At 59.6% G+C, this 26061-nt stretch carries 21 protein-coding genes and 4 tRNA genes; 10 read left to right on the forward strand and 15 right to left on the reverse strand.

Annotation, left to right across the window (positions count from 1 at the left end):
• The first annotated feature begins 49 nt into the window (after positions 1–49).
• A complete protein-coding gene (locus tag H4V96_RS20790; protein ID WP_010402055.1) occupies positions 50–535 on the forward strand; it encodes an asparaginase domain-containing protein in 486 nt (161 codons plus the stop codon).
• Between the two features lie 522 nt (positions 536–1057).
• Positions 1058–3793 (forward strand): TonB-dependent receptor, encoded by a 2736-nt coding sequence (locus H4V96_RS20795; RefSeq protein ID WP_010402058.1) that lies wholly within the window; start codon positions 1058–1060, stop codon positions 3791–3793.
• A 137-nt stretch (positions 3794–3930) separates the two neighbouring features.
• Here H4V96_RS20795 and H4V96_RS20800 read toward each other — a convergent pair whose 3' ends face one another.
• Positions 3931–4827, reverse strand: a complete 897-nt coding sequence (locus tag H4V96_RS20800) for a recombination-associated protein RdgC (protein ID WP_010402061.1) — start codon at positions 4825–4827, stop codon at positions 3931–3933.
• Positions 4828–4944: 117 nt separating this feature from the next.
• The gene (gene dinB / locus H4V96_RS20805; RefSeq protein WP_196856572.1) at positions 4945–6135 is read right to left on the reverse strand and encodes a DNA polymerase IV; all 1191 of its coding nucleotides are present in this window, start codon (positions 6133–6135) and stop codon (positions 4945–4947) included.
• Between the two features lie 181 nt (positions 6136–6316).
• Here dinB and H4V96_RS20810 point away from each other — a divergent pair, with 181 nt between their 5' ends.
• The 7 genes from H4V96_RS20810 (at position 6317) to H4V96_RS20840 (ending at position 11194) form a co-directional block, all read left to right on the forward strand.
• Complete coding sequence (locus H4V96_RS20810; protein WP_196856571.1) at positions 6317–8494, forward strand: S9 family peptidase; 2178 nt, start codon at positions 6317–6319, stop codon at positions 8492–8494.
• Between the two features lie 174 nt (positions 8495–8668).
• A tRNA-Val gene (locus H4V96_RS20815) sits at positions 8669–8744 on the forward strand.
• Between the two features lie 54 nt (positions 8745–8798).
• Positions 8799–8875: transfer RNA gene (locus H4V96_RS20820), tRNA-Asp, on the forward strand.
• 229 nt (positions 8876–9104) lie between these two features.
• Positions 9105–9180: transfer RNA gene (locus tag H4V96_RS20825), tRNA-Val, on the forward strand.
• Positions 9181–9237: 57 nt separating this feature from the next.
• Positions 9238–9314 (forward strand) — tRNA-Asp (locus H4V96_RS20830).
• 159 nt (positions 9315–9473) lie between these two features.
• Positions 9474–10577, forward strand: coding sequence for a hypothetical protein (locus H4V96_RS20835; RefSeq protein ID WP_196856570.1), 1104 nt, complete (start codon positions 9474–9476; stop codon positions 10575–10577).
• A complete protein-coding gene (locus H4V96_RS20840; RefSeq protein WP_196856569.1) occupies positions 10568–11194 on the forward strand; it encodes an ATP-binding cassette domain-containing protein in 627 nt (208 codons plus the stop codon). Before H4V96_RS20835 ends, H4V96_RS20840 begins: the two co-directional genes overlap by 10 nt.
• Before the next feature lie 192 nt (positions 11195–11386).
• On the opposite strand, the gene ahpF is transcribed toward H4V96_RS20840, so the two are convergent.
• The 3 genes from ahpF to H4V96_RS20855 form a co-directional block, all read right to left on the reverse strand.
• Positions 11387–12982, reverse strand: a complete 1596-nt coding sequence (gene ahpF / locus H4V96_RS20845) for an alkyl hydroperoxide reductase subunit F (protein WP_196856568.1) — start codon at positions 12980–12982, stop codon at positions 11387–11389.
• 104 nt (positions 12983–13086) lie between these two features.
• Positions 13087–13650 carry an alkyl hydroperoxide reductase subunit C gene (gene ahpC, locus H4V96_RS20850; RefSeq protein WP_196856567.1) on the reverse strand — a complete coding sequence of 188 codons (564 nt, stop codon included), beginning with the start codon at positions 13648–13650 and terminating at the stop codon, positions 13087–13089.
• A gap of 99 nt (positions 13651–13749) precedes the next feature.
• Positions 13750–13947 carry a hypothetical protein gene (locus H4V96_RS20855; protein ID WP_196856566.1) on the reverse strand — a complete coding sequence of 66 codons (198 nt, stop codon included), beginning with the start codon at positions 13945–13947 and terminating at the stop codon, positions 13750–13752.
• Positions 13948–13968: 21 nt separating this feature from the next.
• On the opposite strand from H4V96_RS20855, the gene H4V96_RS20860 reads away from it, so the two are divergent.
• Positions 13969–14166, forward strand: a complete 198-nt coding sequence (locus tag H4V96_RS20860; RefSeq protein WP_196856565.1) for a hypothetical protein — start codon at positions 13969–13971, stop codon at positions 14164–14166.
• On the opposite strand, the gene rbsD is transcribed toward H4V96_RS20860, so the two are convergent.
• From rbsD to H4V96_RS20910, 10 genes are all read right to left on the reverse strand, one after another.
• Positions 14163–14555, reverse strand: a complete 393-nt coding sequence (gene rbsD / locus H4V96_RS20865; protein WP_010402070.1) for a D-ribose pyranase — start codon at positions 14553–14555, stop codon at positions 14163–14165. The two genes, H4V96_RS20860 and rbsD, sit on opposite strands and share 4 nt — an antisense overlap.
• Before the next feature lie 4 nt (positions 14556–14559).
• Complete coding sequence (gene rbsK / locus H4V96_RS20870; protein ID WP_196856564.1) at positions 14560–15471, reverse strand: ribokinase; 912 nt, start codon at positions 15469–15471, stop codon at positions 14560–14562.
• On the reverse strand, positions 15468–16526 hold the full coding sequence (locus H4V96_RS20875; protein WP_280721139.1) for a LacI family DNA-binding transcriptional regulator: 1059 nt from the start codon (positions 16524–16526) through the stop codon (positions 15468–15470). The genes rbsK and H4V96_RS20875 overlap by 4 nt, the downstream gene beginning before the upstream one ends.
• A gap of 21 nt (positions 16527–16547) precedes the next feature.
• Positions 16548–17519 carry an ABC transporter permease gene (locus H4V96_RS20880; protein WP_010402073.1) on the reverse strand — a complete coding sequence of 324 codons (972 nt, stop codon included), beginning with the start codon at positions 17517–17519 and terminating at the stop codon, positions 16548–16550.
• Positions 17520–17537: 18 nt separating this feature from the next.
• Positions 17538–19091 (reverse strand): sugar ABC transporter ATP-binding protein, encoded by a 1554-nt coding sequence (locus H4V96_RS20885; protein ID WP_196856561.1) that lies wholly within the window; start codon positions 19089–19091, stop codon positions 17538–17540.
• Positions 19092–19189: 98 nt separating this feature from the next.
• Complete coding sequence (locus H4V96_RS20890) at positions 19190–20125, reverse strand: sugar ABC transporter substrate-binding protein (RefSeq protein ID WP_261980960.1); 936 nt, start codon at positions 20123–20125, stop codon at positions 19190–19192.
• A 425-nt stretch (positions 20126–20550) separates the two neighbouring features.
• Positions 20551–22887, reverse strand: a complete 2337-nt coding sequence (locus H4V96_RS20895; RefSeq protein WP_080570705.1) for a YgiQ family radical SAM protein — start codon at positions 22885–22887, stop codon at positions 20551–20553.
• A gap of 231 nt (positions 22888–23118) precedes the next feature.
• On the reverse strand, positions 23119–23397 hold the full coding sequence (locus H4V96_RS20900; RefSeq protein WP_070346046.1) for a DUF4404 family protein: 279 nt from the start codon (positions 23395–23397) through the stop codon (positions 23119–23121).
• Between the two features lie 11 nt (positions 23398–23408).
• Entirely contained in the window at positions 23409–23621 is a 213-nt protein-coding gene (locus H4V96_RS20905; protein ID WP_010402080.1) for a VF530 family protein, read from the reverse strand.
• 109 nt (positions 23622–23730) lie between these two features.
• Positions 23731–25875: a M3 family metallopeptidase gene (locus tag H4V96_RS20910; protein WP_196856553.1), complete on the reverse strand. Its 2145-nt coding sequence runs from the start codon at positions 25873–25875 to the stop codon at positions 23731–23733.
• Between the last annotated feature and the right edge of the window lie 186 nt (positions 25876–26061).

Genomic DNA, 26061 nt, shown 5'->3' on the forward strand with positions numbered 1-26061 from the left:
AATCCACGCTATCATGCGCGTCATTCTCCACTGACATCGTGACCACATCATGACCTTGCGCATACTCGCCACTGGCGGCACTTTCGACAAACACTACAACGAATTGAACGGTACCCTGGGCTTTTCCGACAGTCATTTGCCAGCAGCAATTGCCCGCGCGCGCATGACGGCACCCGTAGCACTGGAGCAACTGCCACTGCTGGACTCGCTCGACATGCAAGATGCGGACCGCCAGCGCGTACTAGCCTCGTGCCGCGCGGCACAGGAAAAAGCCATCGTTATTATCCACGGTACCGACACCATGCGCGAAACGGCGCAAGTGCTGGGCGCGGCGAACCTGCAGCAAACGGTGATTTTGACGGGCGCCATGATTCCCTACGAAATCGAGAACTCCGATGCCCTGTTCAATCTCGGCTTTGCTTGCGGCGTGGCGCAAACCTTGCCAGCAGGCGTGTACGTTGCCATGAACGGCCAGATCTTCGCCTGGGACAATGTGCAAAAGAACCGCGCCGCCGGCGTGTTCCAGCCCTTGTAAGCCGATGCCAGGCAGGATGCCAGCAGCAGACCGGCAAACGGTCTGCCCAGCACTGCGTCACAATTTGACAAAGCCCGTTTCTACGGGCTTTTTTTGCGTTCTTTTGCATTGCACAAATTCTGCAAAATATTAAATTTCGATGAATTATTGCAGGCAAAACATTGAATTGCCAATATATTAATTTTATGTTGTAAAAAAACACCATTGATAATTTTAAAAAGTAGTCTTCTTATTAAATATAGAACTGCAATTTAACAATTAAAGTGAACATTCTTCTGTATCTCTAATTTATTGCCAAATCCGACACGGTTGATGTGCATTTTTTCTTGCTGAGACCACATAATGTTCGCCTCGACAAGCCATAAGTGCATTTATAACAATATTGCACTAAGTAGCCTTCCACCTCCCATAGACGTGGTTACACCTACCGTACCCGAGCACCACTGATCATCTATCCGATGCCTTGAGCCGTGCGCGGGTGCCGCTTGTCGTTATTAAAACTACTACGGAGTAATTGTTACAATGGCATTTAAAGAAAAAATTGGCGTACGCAGCGTACGCCTGGCCCTGACCGTCCTGGCAGGTAGCGTTTTGTTCTCCGGCCAATCCATGGCGGATGAGGCAATTCAAAAAGTTGAAATTACCGGTTCGAGTATCAAGCGTATCGCTGTAGAAGGCGCACTGCCTGTACAACGCCTGTCGCAAGAAGCGATCGCCCGTACCGGCGCCACCACCGTCGCTGATCTGGTACAGAGCCTGCCAGCAATGCAAGGTTTCACCATCGGCGCCGTTGCCGCCGGTTCCAACTCGGGTGGCCGCACCAGCGCGTCGATCCATGACATCGGCGAAAGCTACACCCTGGTTCTGCTGAACGGCCGCCGCATCGCGCCACAAGGCTCGGGCACTTCCGTCAATCTGAACGCCATTCCGATGAGCGCCGTTGAGCGCGTCGAGATCCTGACTGACGGCGCTTCGGCACTGTACGGCTCGGACGCCATTGCCGGCGTGATCAACTTCATCCTGAAGAAAAACGTCCAAGGCGGCTCACTGGAAGCCACTTACGGTGGTCCGGAAGACAAGGGCGGCAACGCCTGGAACACCAACGTCACCTACGGTTTTGGCGACCTGGACGAAGACCGCTTCAACGTGCTGGTATCGTACCGCCACGATGAACAATCGAAACTGAAGGCGACGGACCGCTCGTTCGCCCGTTCGTCGTACATTCCTGTCAGCTACGGCGGCAAGAACTATATCTACGACCGTACCAGCTCCTCGACCGCACCGGCCAATGCCACGGTCGCGTTCAAAAACAAGGACACCCAGTCCATCACGTTCAACCCGTACCTGGCGGCTAACAAAGGTTGCGCACCAAGCAACTACGTCATGGCCAACAATAACCAGGCTTGCGGCTTCGACGGTGGCTCGACGGTGGAAATCGTTCCAGAATCGAAACGCGATAGCCTGTTCGCACGCGGCACCTATAAACTGACGGAAAACCTGAATGCGTTTGCCGAAGTTGCTCTGTCGCGCTACGACCTGACGGCACGTATCGCCGCCAACCCCGTGCCTATCTCGATCGCCAAAGACAGCGCTCTGTACAACGCCTACGTCAAGCCTAACCTGACGCCAGCGCAGCAAGCGGATATCAAAACCGTCACCGCCAACTATCGCATGGTCGACTGGGGCACTCGCGCCAGCAACACCATCACCGACACCAAGCACTTCGTGGTCGGCGTAGAAGGCGAAGTAGGCGAGTGGAACGTGGAATCGGCTCTGACCTGGTCGCAAAACGCGATCGACGAGCGCTATGTAGGCGGTTACGCCAAGAACGCCGACTTCGTCGCGATGCAAAGCAATTCGCTGTTCAACCCCTTCCTGCCAGCAGGCAGCGCATCGCCAGAACTGCGAAAGCTGATCGACAGCTCGCAATTCAACGGTTCGATCCGTACGGCATCGACCACGATGCGCGGCATCGACGCGCACGGTTCGCGTGAACTGTTCTCCCTGCCAGGCGGCAAAGCCAATATCGGTATCGGCGGTGACTATCGTGAATACAATTACGAGCAATCGCCAAGCGCCGGCGCCAGCACCAGCACGATCTACAACTTCAACACGTCGCCACGTTACGACCTGACCCGCGAAACCTATGGTGTGTTTGCCGAATTGCTGGCACCTGTCACCAAAACGATCGAAGTGAGCCTGGCCGGTCGCTACGATACCGTGACGAAGATCGACAACGGTGTCGTCAACAAGTCCATCGGTAACGACCAAAGCGCCAGCACCTACAAAGTGACGGCACGCTGGCAGCCAGTACAGCAATTGCTGGTACGTGGTTCGTACGGCACGGGCTTCAAGGCACCAAGCATGCTGGACATCGGCCAGCCGCTGGTCAACAACGGCTTCACCGCAAAACCATGGAACTGCCCGTTCCCCGGCGATGCCCTGTGCCGTCCGCCAGCAACCCAGTACAACCAATTGGCTGGTGGTAACGAAAACCTGAAACCAGAAAAATCGAAGCAGTACACCGTGGGTTTCCGTATCGAGCCAAGCTCGGCATTCTCGTTTGGTGCCGACCTGTGGGACGTGAAGATCACAGATGCGGTTTCGGCAGTGAGCGAATCCCAGGCCTTTAACAACCCAAGCCTGTACCGCGACCTGTTCGGCACCTACACCGAACCATCGACCGGCAATACCTACTATGCATTCAAGTCGCTGTCGCTGAACATCGGCCAAACGCATAACCGTGGTATCGACTGGGACATGACTGGTCGTCACAAGTCTGACTTCGGTAACTTCACGGCGAACCTGAGCGGCACCTACATGCTCAAGGCCGACTACACCGTGCCAGGCACCAAGGACCAGTGGACGACCAACATGAACTACTTCGGCATCACCGATGCAGTCACGTTCCGTAACCTGGCCAAGCTGAACCTGAGCCTGGAATCGGGCAAGCTGACCAACAGTGTCATCATCAGCTACCGTAACGGCTATACCGACGCTTCGGCCGAGGTAATGGATATTGCGACCAAGAAACTGGAGAAGATCCGCCTGGCCGTGCCTTCGTACACCACCATCGACTGGCAAGGTCGCTATGTGTTCGACAGCAAGAAGTCGATACGCGCTGGTATCAAGAACCTGTTTGACCGCGCACCACCATTGTCGCTGCGTACCTCGTCGGGCCACCAGGTTGGCTTCGACCCACGCTATGCTGATCCAATGATGCGTTCGTTCTACATCACGGGCCAAATCAAGTTCTAAGTTGATTCCGTCAATGTAAACTGAGTGGCAAAAGGGCCTTGCAAACGCAAGGCCCTTTTTACATCCCACAGTGCCATGCCAGACGCGCAGGCGAAAAAAAGGAGCCGCAGCTCCTTTTCCGTACTGTACAACTGCTTTTATGCAGTCGCTTCGCCGCCCAAGGCTTCGACCACGTCGGCCATCAGCTTGGCGAGCTCACCCGTCATCAGCATCAGGTCGCCATCGAAACGCTCGTCGTCGTTCTTGGTGCTCGATTCCGTTTCCTTGATCACGTCCAGCGGCTTGACGCTCTTGATGGCCAGCGACTCCGTGAGCACGAACGAAATTTTATCGTTCCACGTCATGGCCAGGCGCGTGCATTGCTTGCCGGCGGCGATGTGGCGGCGCACGTCGTCCGCTTCCAGGGTGTGGCGCACGTAGCGCACGGTGGCCTTGCTCTCGCCCGTGGCGCGCAATTCGGTGTCCATGTCGACCGTGAAGCCGGCAGGCGCATCGTCGGCCTGCAGCCATTCCGTCATCACCGCCACGGGCGAGCGCTGCACGCGCAGGCTTTCCAGCGGCAGTTTGTCGACGGCTTTCAACAGCAGCTTGATGACTTCATCGGCTTTCGCCGGACTGGCGGCATCGACCACCAGCCAGCCATTGACCGGGTCGATCCAGGTCCAGATGTTGCTGCGGATGCTGAAGGCGCGCGGCAGCAGTTCGTCGGCCACGCGTTCCTTCAATTCTTTCATGGCTTTCTTGCCAGGCGCAAAGCCTTGCGCTTCTTCCATCTCGGCCGCGCGGGCCTTGGCCACCTGGTTGATGACGGTCGCTGGCAGCAATTTCTTTTCGGTGCCCAGCAAGATCAGCATTTGCTTGTTGACCACGTGGACCAGGCCACCGTTCGGGCGCGGCGTATCCCAACCCTGGCGCATCAGATCCATGCTGGTCGCCGGCGTAAATTTGTTCGAGGACAAGGCCTCTTCCAGTTGTTCTGGCGTATAAGCCCATGGTGCGGGCAGACGGTAAATCTGAAGATTCTTGAACCACATAGTTTTTTCTTCCGTTTGTTTCAGTAGTGCCAGAGAGATGCCATTCTACACTTTCGACACGAGAATGCCGTCAAAAGCGCGGACTGGCGCGATGCTTGTAATCCATGGAAAATGCCGCTACAGGGCGGGAAACAGCTCCGCCTGGGCCGGCACCAGCCGCGTCACCACGGCCGGGTCGCACAAGGTCGAGATGCGCACGCCCAACAGTCGGATTTTCTTTTCAAATGGCACGCGCCGCAAGCAATCGCGGCTGGCACGCAGGATGGCGGCGGCGTCCGCCGTGGCGCTGGGCAGGGTGATGTCGCGCGTGACGGTGCTGAAATCTTCGAAGCGCAACTTGACGCCCACCGTGCGCCCCGCCAGCGATTGCTTGTCCAGGTCGCCCGCCACGCGCGTGCACAGGCTTTTCAGCTTTTCCGACAGGGTGGCGCGGTCGCGCACCACCTGCAAGTCGCGCTCGAACGTCGTTTCGCGGCTGACGGACTTGGTTTCCCGGCTCGTCTGCACGGGCCGATCATCAATGCCCAGTGCCGCCTGGCGCAGCCAGCCCGTGTACAGGTCGCCGAACTGCGTGCGCAGCATGGTGAGGTCGGCCCGCGCCAGTTCGCCGATGCTGACGATGCCCAGCGCTTCGAGCTTGGCGGTGGCCTTAGGACCAATACCGTTGATCTTTTTTGCCGGCAAGGGCCACACACGTGTTTCTACATCTTCGGGCTGCAAGATGGTCAGGCCATCGGGTTTTTCCAGGTCGGAACAGATTTTTGCCAGCAATTTGTTGGGCGCCAGGCCGACCGAGCACGACAGGCCCGTCGCCTCGAATACGGCTGCCTTCAGGCGTGCGGCCATGGCCGGTGCCTGCTCGCCGTATTCGCTGAGGTCGATATAGATTTCATCGATGCCGACGTTCTGGATGATAGGGCACAGCTCGGCCACGGCTTGCTTGAAGCGGGCCGAATACGCGCGGTAAGCGTCGAAGTCGGCCGGCAGCAAGATGCTGTCCGGTGCCAGCTTGGCCGCCTTCATGATGCCCATGGCAGAAAACACGCCAAACTTGCGCGCCGCATAGGTGGAGGTGGTGACAACGCCGCGCCCGACATAGTCGCGCATGCGCGCAAATTGCAGCGTGCCATCGTCCTGCAGCACGGGCTGCTGCAGCCGGCCGCCGCCGATGACGACGGCTTCACCGCGCAATTGCGGATATTTCAACAGCTCCACGGAGGCAAAGAAGGCATCCATGTCCAGGTGGGCTATCCAGCGGCGCGCGTCTGCGCTGCGCGGTTCGGCAAGTGGTGGGACAGATGGAGTCAAAAAAACACCTCGCGGCGGGTCGGTTGCCTTGATTGCGGCAAGATACTGTGCATGCATACAGTATTACCGCAAATGCGCACGGATGCAAGACGAAATGATGGCAGCGCGATGGCAGCGATCAGCGGTTGCTTTTCTCAATAGCAAGATTACAATCTTGACACAATCATGCAAAGGAGCCTCCTTGTCTATCACCTATCACGCTACGCGCCGCCGGTCCGTCTGGTCATCCATCCTGCCAGCCCTGCTGTTGTCCACCCTGGCGCCAGCCGCGCTGGCGGCTGATGCCCCCACCACTACTGCCAGTGCCACTATCCCGGCACCTGTTGCCGCCAAGACAGCGTGGCAGGAAAAGCGCCACGGCAGCGTCGTCACGGACGACTACCGCTGGCTGCAAAAGAAGACCGATCCTGCCGTGATCGATTATCTGAATGCGGAAAACGCCTACACGGCGGCCATCACGGCCCCGATCCAGCCGCTGGCCGACAAGGTGACTGCAGAAATCAAGGGCCGCATGCAGGAAGTGGACCTGTCCGTGCCTGCGCGTCAGGGTAACTTTTACTATTACACGCGCACCCAGGCGGGCCAGCAATATCCGCTTCACTGCCGCCGCCCAGTGGGCGCGAATAGCGCCTATGATGCGCAGGCGGTTGAAGAAATCCTGCTGGACCAGAATCAATTGGCTGAAGGCCACAAATTTTTTGCCGTGCGCGCGTTTGCTATCAGTCCCGATGAACAGTTGCTGGCCTACACCACCGACACGACGGGTTTCCGCCAATACGAGCTGCATGTCAAGGATTTGAAGACGGGCAAGTTGCTGAGTGATACCATGCCGCGCGTCACATCGCTGGCCTGGGCGGCCGATAACGCCACCCTGATGCTGGCCCAGGAAGACGCCACCACCAAGCGTTCGGACCGCTTGTTCCGCCTGGCCCTGGGCGGCGCGCCGCAGCAGGTCTACCACGAGCCGGTGGAACAGTTCGCCATCAATGTGGGCCGCACGCGCGACAAGCGCTACTTTGTGCTGAGTTCGGCCAGCACGGATACCAGCGAAGTGCTGCTGTTGCCAACGAGCAAGCCGGAAGGCAGTTTCCAAAGCGTGCTGAAGCGTGAAAAAGGCCACCGCTACGGCGTCGAGCACCGCGACGGCCAGTTGTACATTCTCACCAACAAGGACGCGAAGAATTTCCGCATCGTCAGCGCACCGGTAGCGGCCCCGCAGCCGAAAAACTGGAAACTCGTCGTGCCGCATAACAAGGATGCCGTGATCCTGTCCATCGACGTGTTCCAGGATTACCTGGTGGTCATGGAAAAGGCGCGCGCCCTGAACCGCGCGCGCATCCATGATTTTGCGCAAAAGAATTGGAAGACGGTGCAGTTCGACGACCCCGTCTACCTGGCCACGGCGGCCGGCACGCCAGAATTTTCCGCCACACAATTTCGCATGTCTTACCAATCGCCTATTACGCCGCCCGCCGTGATTGACGTCAACATGAAAGATGGCAAGCGCACGCTGCTGAAACAGCAGGAAATCGTCGGCGGCTACGATGCCAGCCGCTACACCACGCAGCGTCTGTGGGTGACAGCGCGCGATGGCGTGCAAGTGCCACTGTGGATCGTCTACAAGAAAGGCGTCAAGCTCGACGGTACCGCGCCACTGCTGCTGTACTCGTATGGCTCCTACGGCATCTCGACGGAAGCCAGCTTCGCTATCAGCCGCATCAGCCTGCTGGAGCGCGGCGTCATCTATGCGCAAGCGCACATCCGCGGCGGCACGGACATGGGCGAAGCCTGGCATGAAGACGGCATGCTGATGAAGAAGAAGAACACCTTCAATGACTTCATCGACAGCGCCGACTACCTGGTGCGCGAAAAATGGACCAGCCCGAACCGCCTGATCATCCAGGGCGGCAGCGCGGGTGGCCTCTTGATGGGGGCCGTCGTCAACATGCGTCCCGAGCTGTTCCACGCCGTGCACGCGGCCGTACCGTTCGTCGACGTGATGAACACCATGATGGACGCCAGCTTGCCGCTGACGACGGGCGAATACCTGGAATGGGGCGACCCGAACCAGAAAGCGGCCTACGACTACATGCTCAGCTACTCGCCCTACGACAACATTGCACGTAAGAACTATCCAGCCATGCTGGTGACGACGGGCCTGAACGACAGCCAGGTCATGTACTGGGAACCGGCCAAGTATGTGGCCAAGCTGCGCGCATATAAAACGGACAGCAATGCGCTGCTGCTGAAAACGAATATGGGCGCCGGCCATGGCGGCGCTTCGGGCCGCTACAACGCCATCGCCGAGAATGCGTTCAATCTGGCGTGGATGCTGTCGCAGTGGGGTATCACGCAATAACAGCCCTGAGAAAAAGCCCACGGCAGCGTTACATTGCCTCGCCCTGAACTTTTTTCAGCTGCTCCCAAGCGCTTTTTTGAAAAAAGCGCTTGCACAAGGATTTTCGTCGTCCTATAATAGCGCCTCTTCCAGACGTGGTGACAAACGTCGGGATAGTTTTCTGAGACAAGCATTGGGTGCTTAGCTCAGTTGGTAGAGCGGCGCCCTTACAAGGCGTAGGTCGGGAGTTCGAGCCTCTCAGCACCCACCAAATCAGAAAACTGTCCAGTGCTTCATGGATCAGCAATACAGATCATACGAGCTTGGAGTGGTAGTTCAGTTGGTTAGAATACCGGCCTGTCACGTCGGGGGTCGCGGGTTCGAGTCCCGTCCGCTCCGCCAATAAAAGAAAAGCCCTTTGGTTCTCTGAACCGAAGGGCTTTTCCCATTGTGCAGCAACAAATACACCGAAAAAAGCGCCAGCATCGCCTGCCCCTGCATATTTTTGTGCTTTTCAGCAAAAAAACTGCTTTTAGTGCTCAAGAATAGTTGCACAAGTGGGAAAACGCCCCCTATAATAGTGCCTCTTCCAGACGTGGTGACAAACGTCGGGATAGTTTTCTGGGTATGCGGGTGCTTAGCTCAGTTGGTAGAGCGGCGCCCTTACAAGGCGTAGGTCGGGAGTTCGAGCCTCTCAGCACCCACCACCAAAACAGAAAATTATCCAGTGCTTCATGGATCAGCAACACAGATCATACGAGCTTGGAGTGGTAGTTCAGTTGGTTAGAATACCGGCCTGTCACGTCGGGGGTCGCGGGTTCGAGTCCCGTCCGCTCCGCCAATAAAAGAAAAGCCCTTTGGTTCTCTGAACCGAAGGGCTTTTCCCATTTTGGGGTCAGCCCCTCAACACTGCCAACGTCAAGCACAAAGCTAACTTATCCGGGGGTCTGACCCAGGCTGTTAGAATCAGCGCTCATCCTGACTCTGCAGATACAGCCTGATGCGCCTGCCCCCCAGTCTATCCCCCTACCTCGTCCTGCGCTTACGCCTGGCCCACCATGCTCTACTGCAATTTGTCGCCAGCCTGGCCAGTTCCATGGAAATTCTTGTCTTCCTGGCCGGCCCCGTCTTGCTGGGCTTACTCAGCGTCATCGCCCTGCCCGGCTTTCTCGCCGTGAGCCTGCCCTGGCCCGCCGCCTTGGGTCTCTTGAGCGCGCAAATCCTGCTGACCTGCCTGCCCGCCTGGCTGCTGCGCCAACGGCTGTTGCCAGCGCCCATCGCCGCCTGGCTGCGCCAGTTGCCCTTGACTAGGCGCTTGCGCTGGCAAGCAGACGTGGCCGTGGCCGCTTTGCTGATGCTGCCGCTGGGCCTCGCCTATGCCGTCTCGACCACCATCTGGCTGCTGCAGTCGCCACCCTGGTTGCGCCCGCTTGTCGCGCCCGGCATTGCCACCATCATCGCCGCGTGGCTGCTGGCCTGGCTACTGACAACATGCATCGTGGCGCAGCGCCTGCGCGCGCCCCGCCCGGCACCAAGGGCGCGCCCGACCACGATGAGCGCCTATGTGCCGCAGCGGCCCCGCTGGCGCAGCGTATTGCTGTGGCGCCAGTTGTTCTGGCTGCCGTTCTGGCGCCACGACAATATGGTTGGCATCGAGCAAAGCGTGTTGCTGGCCACCGCTGGCGCCAGCATGCTGGCCTGGCTGCTGCGCGCGCCCCTGGTGCCCGCGCCGCTGTTGGGTTTGCTGGCCAGCGCCAGTCTGGTGATTCTGACGGACCGCGGCGACAAGGCCGTGCGCGAGCAGATCGACTTGCTGCATCCATCGCTGAACGCCTGGCCCCTGGCCAGCGCCACCTTGACGCGCCTGGCCTGCGCCGCCAGCCTGCTGCCGCCATTTGCCGTGCTGCTGGCAGGCGGTATCTTGCTCTACAACATACACCCCGCCGCCTTGCAGCAGCGCGTGACCAGCGTGTATGGCCTCACCGCCAGCGCGGCCCTGCTGGCCATCGTCGGCCTGCCCCGCCTCACGGCGCGCGGCCGCGTCGTCCTCGTCGTGCTATCCATCCTTGCCTTGAGCGCCATCGGAAGCGAATTATGGAATTGAATGCCTGTTCTCCCACCCTGCAAATCGAGCACCTCGATTTTCACTTCCCCACGCACACCGTGTTCCAAGGCTGCAATCTGCAATTCGGCCCCGGCGTCACCTGGCTGCGCGGCGCGAACGGGGCCGGCAAGACAACCTTGCTGAAACTGGCGGGCGGCGCCCTGCTGCCCGCGCGCGGCGCCATCCGCCTCGATGACATCGACAGCGCTTGCACGCCGCTGGCGTACCGCGCACTGGCCTTCTATTGTGGCGGCGACGCCCCTTCCCTGCCCTGGCTGCAAGTGCATGAATTTCTCGACCTGTACCTGGCCCTGTACCCGGACAGCGACCAGTCCCTGTTGAACGACGAGCTGAGCGCGTTTGGCATGACGCCGACCTTGCGGCAAAGCATCACCGCCCTCTCGCTGGGCCAGCACAAAAAGCTGCAACTGGCCTTGGCGCTGGCCTTGCCCGTACGCCTGCTGCTGATTGATGAACCGTTCAATGGCCTCGATGCAGCGGCCATGGCGCATCTGCGCGCGCGCCTGTCGGAGCCGGCCCGCCTGGCGCGCCAGTGCATCGTGCTGTCCAGCCATCTGGTGCCTGGCGTGCCGCTGACGGCGACGCTAGAAATATAGACAGAAAAACGCTTGGGATAGCGTATTGCAAAAAACCGACAATCCCGCTGCAGCCACGACGCCAACACCGCGCGTCGATGGCGTGCAAGTATAGGTAAGCGCGAATGCCCACGACACGGACAGCTAAAAAAGTTGCGCGCAAAAAAAACCGGAAGCACCTTGCGGCGTTCCGGTTTTTTACGGCTGGACAGCTTAGGCCGTCAGTGCTTCCTTGGCGGCAGACTCTTCGACCACTTCATCGTCGTCCGAGCGGATCAGGTGGTCAAAGGCGGACAGGGCTGCCTTGGCACCTTCGCCGGTGGCGATGATGATTTGCTTGAACGGCACGGTGGTAACGTCGCCAGCCGCAAACACGCCGGGGATCGAGGTCTGGCCGCGGGCGTCGACTTCGATTTCGCCTTGGCGCGACAACGTAACCGTCCCTTTCAGCCATTCCGTGTTCGGTACCAGACCGATTTGCACGAAAACGCCTTCCAGATCGACCTTGTGCGATGCGCCGCTGACGCGGTCGGTGTAGCTGAGGCCATTGACGATCTTGCCGTCGCCGTTGATTTCGGTGGTTTGCGCCGAGGAAACCACGCTCACGTTAGGCAAGCTGTGCAGCTTGCGTTGCAGCACCGCATCGGCGCGCAATTCCGCGCCGTACTCGATCAAGGTCACGTGTTTTACCAGGCCGGCCAGGTCGATCGCCGCTTCCACGCCCGAGTTTCCGCCGCCGATCACGGCCACGCGCTTGCCCTTGAACAAAGGACCATCGCAGTGCGGGCAGTAGGCGACACCGTGGTTGCGGTATTCCTTCTCACCCGGTACGTTGATTTCGCGCCAGCGGGCGCCGGTGGCCAGGATGACGGTCTTGGCTTTCAAGATGGCGCCATTCACCGTTTCAATCTCGATCAGCTTACCCGGCGTCAACTTCATGGCGCGCTGGGTATTCATGATGTCGACCTCGTATTCCTTGACGTGCTGTTCCAGCGCCATGGCGAACTTCGGACCATCCGTTTCGCTGACGGAAATAAAGTTCTCGATGGCCAGCGTATCGAGCACTTGGCCGCCGAATCGCTCGGCCAGCACGCCCGTCTTGATGCCTTTACGCGCTGCGTAGACAGCTGCTGCCGCACCGGCAGGGCCACCGCCGACGATCAGCACGTCGAACACGCCTTTTTTCGACAACGCTTGCGCTTGGCGGGCACCGGCGTTGGTATCGATCTTGGCGAGGATTTCCTCGACATTCGTGCGTCCCTGGCCGAAATGCTGGCCATTCAGGAACATCATCGGCACGGACATGATCTGGCGCTCTTCGACTTCTTTCGGGAATACGCCGCCGTCGATGGTGGTGACCTTGATGCGCGGATTGATCACCGCCATGGCATTCAAGGCCTGCACCACTTCCGGGCAATTATGGCAGCTGAGCGAAATAAACGTCTCAAACGCGTAATCGCCTTCGAGGTTGCGGATCTGCTCGATCACCGCTTCGTCGAACTTGATGGTATGGCCGCCCACTTGCAGCAGGGCCAGCACCAGCGAGGTAAATTCGTGGCCCAGCGGGATGCCGGCGAAACGCACGCCGATATCAGTGCCTGGGCGGTTGATGCTGAACGATGGCTTGCGCTCGGTATCGTCCAGACTCTTGAGCAGCGTGATCTTGTCGCTCAACAGGACGATTTCCTGGAGCAGTTCTTCCATTTCACGCGCCTTGGCGCTGTCATCGAGATTGGCGACGATCTCAATGGGCTGTACTACTTTTTCCAAATAGGTTTTCAACTGCGCTTTGAGATTTACGTCCAACATGATTTTTTCCTTTGACAAATATTTAGGCAAATGCCGGGCCGGACACCCGGTCCGGCATCGCGGTAACTACTTGTTTGCTGCTAGATGTTGCAAGGCTTCAAGACTTAGATCTTGCCAACCAGGTCCAGCGATGGGGTCAGGGTTGCTGCGCCTTCGGTCCATTTGGCTGGGCACACTTCACCTGGGTGAGCGGCAACGTATTGTGCTGCCTTGACTTTGCGCAACAGTTCCGATGCGTCACGGCCGATGCCGTTGTCATGCACTTCCAGCACTTTGATGAAGCCGTCCGGGTTCATCACGAAGGTACCGCGCAGTGCCATGCCGTCTTCTTCGATCATGACTTCGAAATTGCGCGACAGGGCGCCGGTTGGGTCGCCGATCAGTGCGTATTGCACTTTCTTGATGGCGTCCGAGGTGTCATGCCATGCTTTGTGCGCGAAATGCGAGTCGGTCGAGATGCCGTAGACTTCGACGCCCATTTGCTGGAATTGCGCGTGGTGATCGGCCAAGTCTTCCAGTTCTGTTGGGCAAACGAAGGTGAAGTCGGCTGGGTAGAACATGAATATCGACCACTTGCCCTTCAGCGACGCTTCCGTCAGGTCGACGAATTTGCCATTGTGGAATGCGGTTGCCTTGAATGGTTTAACTTGGGTATTGATAAGCGACATAATCATTTCCTCTCGGGTGGTGAATCAGTAAGACCATAGTGTAAGGGTTTTTAATCCATACTCAAAATTGATTGTAACAATAGTTTCAATTGGTTTTGACTATCGTTGCACTACGGGAACACCATCATAGGCAGTTCCCGGTGGATTGAACAGCAACAAGAAGATATCTTCTTCCCGCCGTCTGGTCCTCAATTTTTTAGGTGCTGCGTGAACTTTTCCAGCGTTTTCCGCCAGCTTGAGCATCACCTGGCGCTGCGGCCGGATAGGCATGCTGGCCGTATCATTGGTATCGCCCATGCAGTCACCTCGGCTCAGTGAATGGAAAAGCTTGGCCTGCGCGCCCGATTCACATGCAGCGAAGCGGTGACAGCTAAAGCCGGGCGCAGGCGCCAGCGCATCGAGTATAAGCCCGTTCAAGCGGAAAGCCCCGTCCGGCAGAGACCATCGAATCTGCTGGCAGGGCAGGCGAAGATGTTGGTTTTTTTGAAAAAGAATCTGGCGTTTGTTTTGCGCTAGAACACCACGCCGGCCACCAAAATGATGTTGGCATACGGACTGCACTCCCCCGTGCGCACGATGGCGCGCGCGCCCTTGGACAGTTGCTTGAACGCTTCATGCGTGACTTGGCGCGCATCGGGCACGGCCAGGGCCGCCACCTGCGCCGCCATGGCAGGATTGTGCTGTGGCAACTCGCTAGCCAGCACATGGTATTCCACCTGCATTTCGCTCAACACGGTATTGACGGTGTCGATGAAGCCGGGGATGCCGCGCGTCAAGGCCAGGTCGATCAGGGGCACGCCCGGCTGCGAGGGCAAGCCCGCGTCGCCGATAACAAGCATGTCGCCATGACCGAGCGAAGCGATCAATTGCGACAACGCAATATTGAGCAGTGGTGTTTTTTTCATGGTCTCAGAACAGTTCGTGCAGGTGGGGAATCGAGGTTTGCGCGCCGTGCTTGGTAACGCTCCAGGCGGCCGCGCGCTGGCCTTGTTGAATCGCTTCAGCCTCGTCCATGCCAGAGGCCAGGCCCGCCACAAAGCCGCCGATGAAAGTGTCGCCAGCGGCCGTTGTGTCGACCGCTTGCACCACTTCAGCCGGGAAATCATAATCGCCGCCATACAGGGCCGCATGCACGCCCTTGTGGCCCAGCGTGATGATGACGTTGTCGCTGCCCAGCTTTTGCAGCGCGGCCGCCAGCGCCTTGGCATCCGCGCCTTCCGGGCTGACACCGGCCAGCATGGCCGCTTCGATTTCATTCGGAATCAGGTAATCGACCAGCGCCAGCACACTTTCCGGCAAGCTAGCGGCCGGTGCAGGGTTCAGCACCACGGTCTTGCCCAGCGAACGGGCCAGTTTGATCGCGTGCACGACGGTGGCCATCGGCGTTTCCAGTTGCAGCACGACGATATCGGCCTGTTCGATCAGCCCTTTGGCCGCGTCGATATGCGCGGGGCTTAATAAATCGTTGGCGCCGCCAGCAATCACGATGCTGTTCTGGCCATTGTCGTCGACGAGAATGGACGCGATGCCGGACGCCATGCCGGGCAAGGTGGTGATATGGCTATCGATGATGCCATCGCCCACCAGCGCCGCGCGCAGGGTCGTGCCGAACGCGTCATCGCCCACGCAGCCTATCATGGCCACTTGCTGGCCACCGGCCTCAACCTTGCCGCTCAGGCGCGCGCAAGCCACGGCCTGGTTGGCACCCTTGCCGCCAGGAATGGTTCTAAAAGCGCCACCCGTCAGGGTTTCACCGGGAAGTGGCATGCGCGGCACGCGCAAGACCAGGTCCATATTGATACTGCCGATAACCACGATCATGATGTCATTCCCATCAGTTCAGTTGCAGGTGAAGAAGTCAGTGAGGAAGAAGCTACAGTAGCGGCCACGCTGGAGCCGCGCACATGTAGTGCAGGCGCGATGCTGCGCTGCTGGCGCGGCAAGGCGGGGGCGGCGATGCGCGCCAGCAGGCAGGCCGCCGTGATATGGCCCAGTTCGCGCGTGTTTTGCGCCACGCTGCTCAAGGCCGGATGCACGAAGCTGGCCAAGTCGATATCGTCGAAGCCGACGACGGCCAGGTCCACGGGCACGGCAATGCCGAGCTCGGCGGCGGCGCACAGGGCACCAAAGGCCATCAAGTCATTGCAGCAGAACAAGGCGTCGGGGCGCTGGCCCTCGGGCAGCGCCAGCAAGTCCAGCGCGACCGCATAGCCGCCCGCACTCGTAAAATCGCTATGCCGGCACAGGTCGTCGGCCAGCAGCAAGCCCGCATCGGCCATGGCGCTGCGTGCGCCGGCTATGCGGTCATTGGAAATGCTCACTTCGCGCGGGCCAGCGATACATGCCAGACGCCGGCGTCCCAGCCCCAGCAGATGGCGCGCGGCCAGCACGCCGCCGGCGCGGTTATCGACGGCCACCACATCGATGGACAGGTCGTTGGGCGCGCGGTCGAGCAGCACGGCCGGCACCTTCATCTTGCGCAGCAATTCGCCATCGCTGTCGGCCAGTGCGGACAAAATCAGGCCGTCGCAGCGCTTGGTCAGGAGCACGTTCAGGTAGTCGCGCTGCTTGACGGGGTCGTCATCGGAATTACATAAAATGACGCTGTAGCCGGCCGCGTAGCAACTGTCCTCGATGCCGCGCGCCACTTCCGAAAAGTACGGGTTCGTATTATTCGGAATGATGAGGCCTATGGTGCCCGTGCTGCTGCTGCGCAGCGAACGCGCCAAGGCGCTGGGCACGTAATGCAATTGCTGCGCCGCTGCCAGCACGGCGCGGCGCGCGGCGTCGCTGACGGGACGGGTATTGTTGAGGACGTGCGACACGGTGGTATACGACACCCCCGCCGCCTGCGCCACTTGTTTGATGGTTGCCATGGACCGCGCTTTCTCTTGCGCTTATGCGCGCTCGCCGCGGCGGCGGTAAGTGTCGAGCACCACGGCAGCGACGATCACCAGGCCCGTGACGATGCGTTTGACGGGTTCAGATACGCCCACTTGCGCCAGGCCCGCTTCCAGCACGGAAATAATCAGCACGCCAATAAAGGTACTGATGACGGAGCCGCGCCCGCCCATCAGGCTGGTGCCGCCGATCACCACGGCGGCGATCACTTGCAATTCCATGCCCACGCCGCCGTTCGGATCGGCCGCTTCCAGGCGCGAGACCTGGAACAGGGCACCCACGCCGGCGAGGAAACCCATCAGGGCAAACACCAGCACTTTGGACGGTTTGGTATTGATGCCGGACAAACGCACGGCTTCTTCATTCGTGCCGATACCGATCCAGTGGCGTCCCAGCACCGTGCGCGTGAGCACCAGGTGGCCGATCACAACAATAGCGATGGCGGCGATGAAGGCAGGCGACAGGCCGAAGGCGATCGGCGAACTGATGCCGTCAACGGCGCTGCCGATATATTCCGTGCGCGAGTTGGTCACTTGATAGGCCAGGCCGCGTGCCATTTCCAGCACGCCCAGCGAGACGATGAACGAGGGAATGCGCCAGCCGACGGAAATCAGGCCCGTGGTGGCGCCGCACACGGCGGCGACGAACATGCCCAGCAGGGCGGCGCTCCACACGGGCCAGCCCCAGTGCACGACGGCCAGCGACAGTACGGAAGCGGCCAGTGCCATCACCGAGCCCACCGACAGATCGATGCCGCCGATGATCAGGACAAAGGTCATGCCGACCGCCATCACCACCAGCGTCGGGATGTTGTTCGACAGGGTGCTGAGGGTAGCGAGCGTAAAGAAGTTTTCGCTGGCAAACGAGAACAGCACACACATGGCCAGCAGGGCGCCGATCAGGCCTGCATAGTTTTTCAGGTCGGCCAGGCTGCGCTGCAGATACGAAGGAGAGGAGTGGATAGTCATGGGAATCTTTCCGGCGGATCAGGCCGCAGCTGGAGTGGAAGTAGGGGTCAAATAGCCAGAGAAGGCGGCCGACAGCAGCGCGTCCTGGCTCCAGGCGCCGCGCTCGAAGGTCTCGACGATGCTGCCCGCGCTCATCACGGCGATGCGGTCACAAATCAGCATCAGTTCGCGCAAGTCGCTCGATACGATGACCAGGCCCTTGCCCTGGCGCGCCTGTTCCGCCAGCACCTGGTAAATATCAAACTTGGCGCCGATATCGATGCCGCGCGTGGGCTCGTCGAACAGCATCACGGGGCAGTCGCGGTACAGCCAGCGGGCGATCACCACTTTTTGCTGGTTACCGCCCGACAATTCGGCCACCGTTTGCGCGCTGCTACGCGAACGGATGCCCAAGCGTTGAATATAGTCGTCGGCCACCGTCGCTTCGGCGGCGGCGTTAAGCCAACCGGCGCCACTGACGCTATCGAGCGACGCCAGGGTCGTGTTGACGGCGATGGACTGGCGCAGCAACAAACCCTGGCCCTTGCGGTCTTCCGTGATCATGGCAATGCCGGCCTGGACGGCGGCCTGCGGTGAACCCAGTACAGCCGGTGTTGCGCTGTCGCCAAGATACACTGCCCCGGCGTCGGCACGGTCGGCGCCGAAGATCAGGCGCAACAATTCCGTGCGGCCCGAGCCGATCAGGCCGGCGACGCCGAGGATTTCGCCCGCGCGCAAGTCGAAGGAAGTCGGTTTGACCACCGTACCGCGCGCCAAGCCGCGCACGCGCAGCAGCGGCGCGCCGATGCTGCGTCCGCTCAAGTCGACGGCGTCATCGGCCGAACGGCCGACCATCAGGCTGACCAGGTCGGCAGCGGAATGGCCGGCGATGTCGTCGTCGCACACGAGCTGGCCGTCGCGCAGCACGGCGATGCGGTCAGCCACGCGCTTGAGTTCTTCCAGACGGTGGGAAATATAGATGATGCACACGCCTTCGGCCTTCAGGCGCTCGATTTGCAGGAACAGCAATTCCACTTCGCGGTGCGTCAGCATGGCCGTCGGCTCATCGAGCACCAGCAGGCGGCAGGCACCGATCAGGTTGCGCGCGATCTCGATCATTTGCTGGTGGCCAATGCCCAGTTCACCGACGAGTGTCCACGGGTCGAGTCCACCCAAGCCCACTTTCTCCATCTGTTCGCGCGCGTCGCGCGCAAGACGGCTGCGGTCGATGAAGCCGAAGCGCTGCGGCAAATTCTTCAGGTACAGGTTTTCCGCGATCGACAGCGTGGGAATCAAGTTCAGTTCCTGCATCACCATGCGGATGCCCAGCGCCTCGGCTGCACCACGCGAGGCGGGCCGATACGGCTTGCCGTCGAGCAGCATCGTGCCCGTGCTGGCTTGCTCCAGGCCACAGATGATCTTCGACAGGGTGCTCTTGCCCGCGCCGTTCTCGCCCGTCAGCGCCAGCACCTGGCCAGGGGCAAAACGCAGGCCCACGCCGCCCAGCACGGGGCCGACATAGGACTTGCCGATGTTATCCAGAGTCAATAAAGAGATGGCGGCTGTTGGCGCCGGGGGGATGTCGCTAGGCATGATAAAACTCCGCAGTAGTGGCGGCGGGGCCGGCACCGCCTACTCCCTAATGATGAGTACGCAGGCGCCGGCCGCGGCGGGATCAAACGATCAGGCGATCAGGACTTGGCGCCCTTGGCGACCAATTCGACCTTGGTTTCGATGACGCCACCCAGGTCAGCCTGTTTCTTCTTCTGTGCCAGGGCTTTGAGCACGGTGTCGATGCCGAACACGGCTTGCTGCGAACCGAACTGGTCAGCGGTGGCCAGCACGCGGCCATCGGCCAGCATCGGCTTGATGGCGTTGATGTTGTCGTAGCCGACGACCAGCACTTTGCCCGTCTTGCCTGCGGCCTTGATGGCGGAAATGGCGCCGATGGCCATGTTGTCGTTACCGCACAGCAAGGCCTTGATATTCGGATTGGCGTTCAGCATGGCGGCCGCTACCGTGTTGGCAGGGGCGATTTCCCACTGGCCCGACTGCACGCTGACAACCTTGGCGCCGGCCGCATTCATGGCGTCCTGGAAGCCCAGGGTACGCTGCTGTGCATTGTAAGTGGTGGAAACGCCTTCGATGATGCCGACGGGGTCGCCCTTTTTGAGCTGCGGGGCCAGATAATCGCCGACGACCTTGGCGCCCTTGCGGTTGTCAGGACCGACGAATGGCACGCTGATGCCCTTCTCTTTCAGGGCGCCCTCGTCGAGCTTGTTGTCGATATTGACGACGATGATGCCTGCATCGATGGCTTTCTTCAGCACCGGCACCAGCGCTTTCGAGTCGGCAGGGGCGATCACCAGCGCGTTGACGCGCGCGACGATCATTTGCTCGACCAGCTTGATCTGGCTCGACGTATCCGTCTCATCCTTGATGCCGTTCGACAGCAAGTCGTACTTGGCGGCATTCGCCTTCTGATGCGCCTTGGCGCCATTTTCCATGGTCAGGAAAAATTCATTGGCGAGCGACTTCATCACCAGCGCGACCTTCGGTTTGGCAGGTGTCTGCGCCATCGCCGGCACGGCGGGCAAGGCACACACCAGGACAGCGGCGGCAATCATTTTCAGGCGAATACGGGATGTCATGAGCGTCTCCAGAGTTGTTGGTCAAGCATGTGTAGAGTATGCTTTGATGGAATTTCATTGCGCGCAAACGTTTGCGCGAAGCGAATAGTGCCTCAATGCCACATATTAGTGCAAGCAAAACTGTATGTGCGGTGCAGCAAAAAGAGTAAGTTCAGAAGCAGGCAAGCGCATGCGATCCTTCTCTCAGGAGCTTTGTTGCCGTAGGGCTAGCTATTCAATAGTTTTCCCAGCACCAAGTTAGCACATGGAAAAATTATCTTTTATGCTTTTCAGTTTTCAACTACCGGTAGTAAACCTGCCGGCAAGGGCGCCGCGCCCTATCTTGGTGCGCAGAAAGAAAAAACCCGGCAGCGCAGGTCGCGTTGCCGGGTTTTCCATCCATGCCCCAAGGGAGATGACAGTTACTTGCGTCCGCCCCGTGCCGGCGCGGCATGGCCGCCCTTAGCAGGTGGCTTGCTGCCGCGCCCCAGCGGCGCGGCGGCTGGTTTGGCACGGGTTTTGATGGTCGACAAGATCGAGGGACGCACTTTCGACTCGGCAGCCGAAGCTTTTGGCGCCGCTGCCGTGCCGCCCAGGGCGATACGGTTCTTGCCCGGCGTGACCTTGAACTTGTCCGGCGTGCCGGCACCATGCGTCTGGCGGCTGCGCTCGCCTGCCGCCAGGCCACCCGACTCCGACGAAGTCCAGGCAGGAATCAGATGCTTGTCGCCATTGCCGATCAGGTCGCCACGCCCCATGTTGACCAGCGCTTCGCGCAGGATAGGCCAGTTGGCCGGGTCCTGGTAGCGCAGGAAAGCTTTATGCGTGCGGCGGATCTTGCCGCTACGCGCCGTTTCCACCACTTCCGAGTCAGCCGTCACCTTGCGCAAGGGATTCTTGCGCGTGTGATACATCGTCGTGGCCATCGCCATCGGCGTAGGCATAAAGGTTTGCACCTGGTCCAATTTAAAATTGTTTTTCTTCAGCCACAGAGCCAGGTTCAGCATGTCCAGGTCTGTCGTGCCCGGATGGGCGGCGATGAAATACGGGATCAGGTATTGCTTCTTGCCCGCTTCCAACGAGAAACGGTCGAACATTTCCTTGAACTCGTCATACGCGCCTATGCCGGGCTTCATCATCTTCGACAAGGTGCCCTCTTCCGTATGCTCGGGCGCGATCTTCAGCAAGCCACCGACGTGGTGCGTCACCAGTTCCTTCACATACTCAGGCGAGCGCACGGCCAGGTCATAGCGCAAGCCCGAGCTGATCAGCACTTTCTTGATGCCGGGAATTGCGCGCGCCTTGCGGTACAGGGAAATGAGCTTGCTGTGATCCGTGCCCAGATTCACGCAGATGGACGGGTAGACACAAGACAGGCGGCGGCACGACACTTCGATCTCTTTTTCCTTGCATGCGAGGCGATACATATTCGCCGTAGGGCCGCCCATATCCGAAATAGTGCCCGTAAAACCTTTGGTTTTATCGCGGATATGCTCAATTTCGCGCAAGATCGACGGTTCCGAACGGCTCTGGATGATGCGCCCTTCGTGCTCGGTGATCGAGCAGAAAGTACAGCCGCCAAAACAGCCGCGCATGATGTTGACGGAAAAACGGATCATTTCCCAGGCGGGAATGTGCGCCTTGCCATAGCTCGGGTGCGGTGCGCGCGCATAATTCATGTCGTACACGCCATCCATCTCGTCCATGGCCAGCGGCAGCGGCGGTGGATTGAGCCACACATCGCGTTCGCCGTGCGCCTGCACCATGGCGCGCGCATTGCCGGGATTCGATTCCAGGTGGAACACGCGCGACGCGTGCGCATACATGACCGGGTCATCCTTGACGACGTCGTAGGCTGGCAGGCGCACGACCGTCTTGTCGTGCTTTTCCTTGGCCATGGCCAGGCGCTCTTCGCGACTCATGATACGGATAGGCTTGATGACTTCAGCCGATTTCGATGCATTTTCGGTGGCGCAGGCGGTCTTGTCTTCCTGCACCATCTCGTACGGGCTGTAGTGCGGGTCGATCTTGCCGGGCACGTCGACGCGGGTCGAATTGTGCACGCCCCAATCGTCGCCGGGCAACCAGCCGGAAGGCACCATGAAGGCCGTGCCGCGCAAGTTGCGGATATCCTTGATCGCTTCACCGGCAGCGAGGCGGTGGGTCAGGTCGACCAGCGCCCGCTCGGCATTGCCGAAAATCAACAAATCAGCCTTGGAATCGGGCAAGACGGAGCGGCGGACCTTGTCCGACCAGTAATCGTAATGGGCGATGCGGCGCAAGGATGCTTCGATGCTGCCGATGACGATGGGCACGTCGGGATAGGCTTCGCGCGCGCGCTGGGCGTACACGGTGACGGCGCGGTCCGGGCGCTTGTTCGGCTCGGCATTCGCGGTGTAGGCGTCGTCGGAACGGATCTTGCGGTCAGCCGTGTACTGGTTGACCATGGAATCCATATTGCCGGCGGTAATGCCGTAATACAGACGCGGCTTGCCGAGAATGCGGAAGGCCTCGGCCGACAGCCAGTCGGGCTGGCTGATGATGCCGACGCGGTAACCCTGCGCTTCAAGCAGGCGACCCACCAGGGCCATGCCGAAACTCGGATGGTCGATGTAGGCGTCGCCCGTGACGAGGATGACGTCGCACTGGTCCCAGCCCAGCGCGTCCATCTCGGCACGCGACATCGGCAGGAAAGGCGCTACGGCAGCGCGGGCAGACCGCTTGGGAACGGTCGCAAATAAATTGGTAGGGGAGCTCATAGGGTACGGATTGTACCGGAATTGGCCATTTCCAACCTGACGGCCTGCTTTTTACTGTTGGATTTCCGTATAAAAAACGTTTATTTTTCAATTACTTGGGGTCACACCCTTTGAGTCTGACCCTAGAATTTAAGGTCTGGGGGTAGACGTTGGCATTTGACCCAACACCTTGACTGCTGGGGTACGACCCGACGGGTCGGCCCCCGATCAACGCGTAGCGACTGACCCCGATCAGATACCCATATTAGCTAAAATCTCACCCAACTCGCGCAAGGCCGGCTCCAGTTTCGGATGCTTGACGGCAAACTTGGCCGACAATTCCTGGCTGCGCTCGGCCAGTCCATAGGTGGTCGACTCTTGGTCCTGTTCCTGGGCAGCGCGCTTTTCCATCAGCAACTTGATGTCGACGTCGAGTTTTTGCAGCAACGCATGCAGTTCTTCATCAACGGGGCCGCTGGTTTGGAGTGTCGAATGCAGCTGTTGCAGCGATTCCTTGAGTTTGCTATCCATGTTTTTTCCTGTCAGTCAGTAAATTGCGTGTCCAGGTACAACTGTTCCACCCTGCTCCTGGCCCACGGGGTCTTGCGCAAAAACTTCAGGCTCGACTTGATGCTGGGATCGCTGATGAAGCAATTGATATCGATGTGCTTGGCCAAGCCGTCCCAATCGTAGTGGGCCTGCAGGCGCGTCACGATAGCTTCCAGGGTGATGCCATTCAAATCTTGCTGACTCATATACTCTTTCTACTACCTTCTTGTTGACATCTTACGCAATTCTACGCCGCCGGCAAAGAAAGCTTGCGTGGGTCATGAAGACGCAGCGCAAGCTTCAGATAAGGACGGCTTACTTGGTATTCAAGCCGCGGCGTTCCAGCAGCGGTTCCACGCTGGCGTCGCGGCCGCGGAAATCACGGAACAGTTGCAGGGCATCGACGCTGCCGCCGCGCGACAGCAATTTGCTGCGGAACCAGTCGCCATTCTTGCGCGTCAGGCCGCCGTTTTCCTTGAACCAGTTGACCGATTCCGCGTCCAGCTTTTCCGACCACAAATAGGCGTAATAGGCCGCCGAATAGCCGCCCGCGAAGCTATGCGAAAAGTAGCTGCTGCGGTAGCGCGGCGGCACGGGCGCATAATCGACGCCCGCATCGCTCAAGGCCGCTTTTTCAAAGGCCAGCACGTCGGTCGGGATCTGGCTCGGCGCCAGCTGGTGCCAGCGTTGATCCAGCAGGGCCGCCGACAGGTATTCCGTGGTCATGAAGCCCTGGTTGAATTTCTTCGCTGCCGTGACCTTGTCGAGCAACTCCTGCGGCATGGCCGCGCCGCTCTGGTAGTGCTTGGCATAATTTTGCAGCACTTCCGGCCAGATAGCCCACATTTCATTGACTTGCGATGGATATTCGACGAAGTCGCTCGGTACGCTGGTGCCGGCAAAGCGCGGGTATTTCACGTTTGAAAACATGCCGTGCAGCGCATGGCCGAATTCGTGGAATATGGTCGTCACTTCATCGAAGGTCAATAGCGTCGGCTGGCCGGCAGGCGGCTTGGGAATATTCAACTGATTGGCCACCACCGGATGCGTGCCCATCAGTGACGATTGCGACACGTATTCATTCATCCATGCGCCGCCATGCTTGTTGCCGCGCGCATAAAAGTCGGCGATGAACAGCGCCAACGGCTTGCCGTTGGCATCGAGTACGTCGTAGACGCGCACGTCCGGGTTGTACACCGGCAGATCGGTACGCTGTTTGAAGCTGATGCCGTACAGTTTATTGGCGGCAAAGAAGACGCCGTTATTCAACACGCTATCGAGTTCCAGGTACGGTTTCAGCTCGTTTTCATCAAAATTAAAACGTTGCTTGCGCAGCTTGTCCGTGTAGATGGCCCAGTCGGCCGCCGCTACCTGGAAACCGCCTTTTTCCGCGTCGACCAGTTGCTGCAGGTCGGCCGCTTCGCGGCGCGCGTTGGCGACAGCCGGTTTCGCCAGTTCCGACAACAGGGTGTTGACGGCCGTGGTGGTCTTGGCTGTCTGGTCTTCCAGCGAGTAGGCGGCGTAATTGGCGTAACCGAGCAAGGTGGCCCGTTCGGCGCGCAGTTTTGCCAGCTTCAGCACGATGGCGCGATTGTCGAACTCGCCGCCTTCGCTGCCGCGCTTCAGCGAAGCGTCCATCAGGCGCTGGCGTGTCTTGCGATCCGTCAATACAGCCAGCGGCGGCTGGCTGCTGGTGTTGACCAGGGCGATGACGAACTTGCCCGTCAAGCCCCGTTCCTTGGCTGCCGTGGCGGCCGTGTCGATATCACTGTCCGTCATGCCAGCGAGCTCGGCGCGCGTATCGACGACGATGCTCTTGGCATTTGTTTCCTTCAGCACGTTTTGCGCAAAGGCCGTTTCCAGGCCCGCCTGCTCGGCGTTGTAGGCTTTCAATTTTTCCTTGTCCGCATCGGACAGCTTGGCGCCGGCGCGCACGAAATCCGTGTGATAGCGGGCCAAAAGGCGCAAGGATTCGGCATCGAGGCCCAACTTGTCGCGCTTGGCGTACAGGGTGTCGATGCGGGCAAACAGTTTCGGGTTCAGGGTAATCGCGTCGCCATGCGCGGCCAGTTTCGGCGACACATCCACTTCCACCGCTTCGATCACGCTGTTGGTGTTGGTCGAGGTCATGTTGCTAAAGATGCTCTGCACGCGGTGCAGCAGCTGCCCCGTGCGCTCGAGGGCGACGATGGTATTTTCAAACGTGGGGGCCTGGCGGTTGTTGGCAATCGCGTTGACTTCGGCCAGCTGGCGTTTCATGCCTTCGGCGAACGCCGGCGCGTAGTGAGCGTCCTTGATCAGGCCGAACTGCGGCATCTGGAACGGCAGCGGACTGGCTTTGAGCAAAGGATTCTGGGCACTGATGGCGGCAGCCGGTGTAGCGGCGGCGGCCAGGGCGGCAGGAGCGGCGTGAGCCAGCATGACGCTGGCAGCGATGACGAGCAGTTGTGGACGGATCATGACATCTTTCAGGAAGCGCGGGAGAGAACCGCGATCGCATCGCGGGCCAGTGGGAGATCATAGCAGCCTGTCACACGGGCGTCATCCAACATGGGCACTCCTGTGGTGCATAGCGGCAAATGCGCGCTTTACCACGGTTTATCATCAAAATTCCCAAATAAAAATGGCTGCCAATCGCTTGGCAGC

It is taken from the genome of Janthinobacterium sp. CG_23.4 (assembly GCF_029892305.1).
Taxonomy (GTDB): domain Bacteria; phylum Pseudomonadota; class Gammaproteobacteria; order Burkholderiales; family Burkholderiaceae_D; genus Janthinobacterium; species Janthinobacterium lividum_D.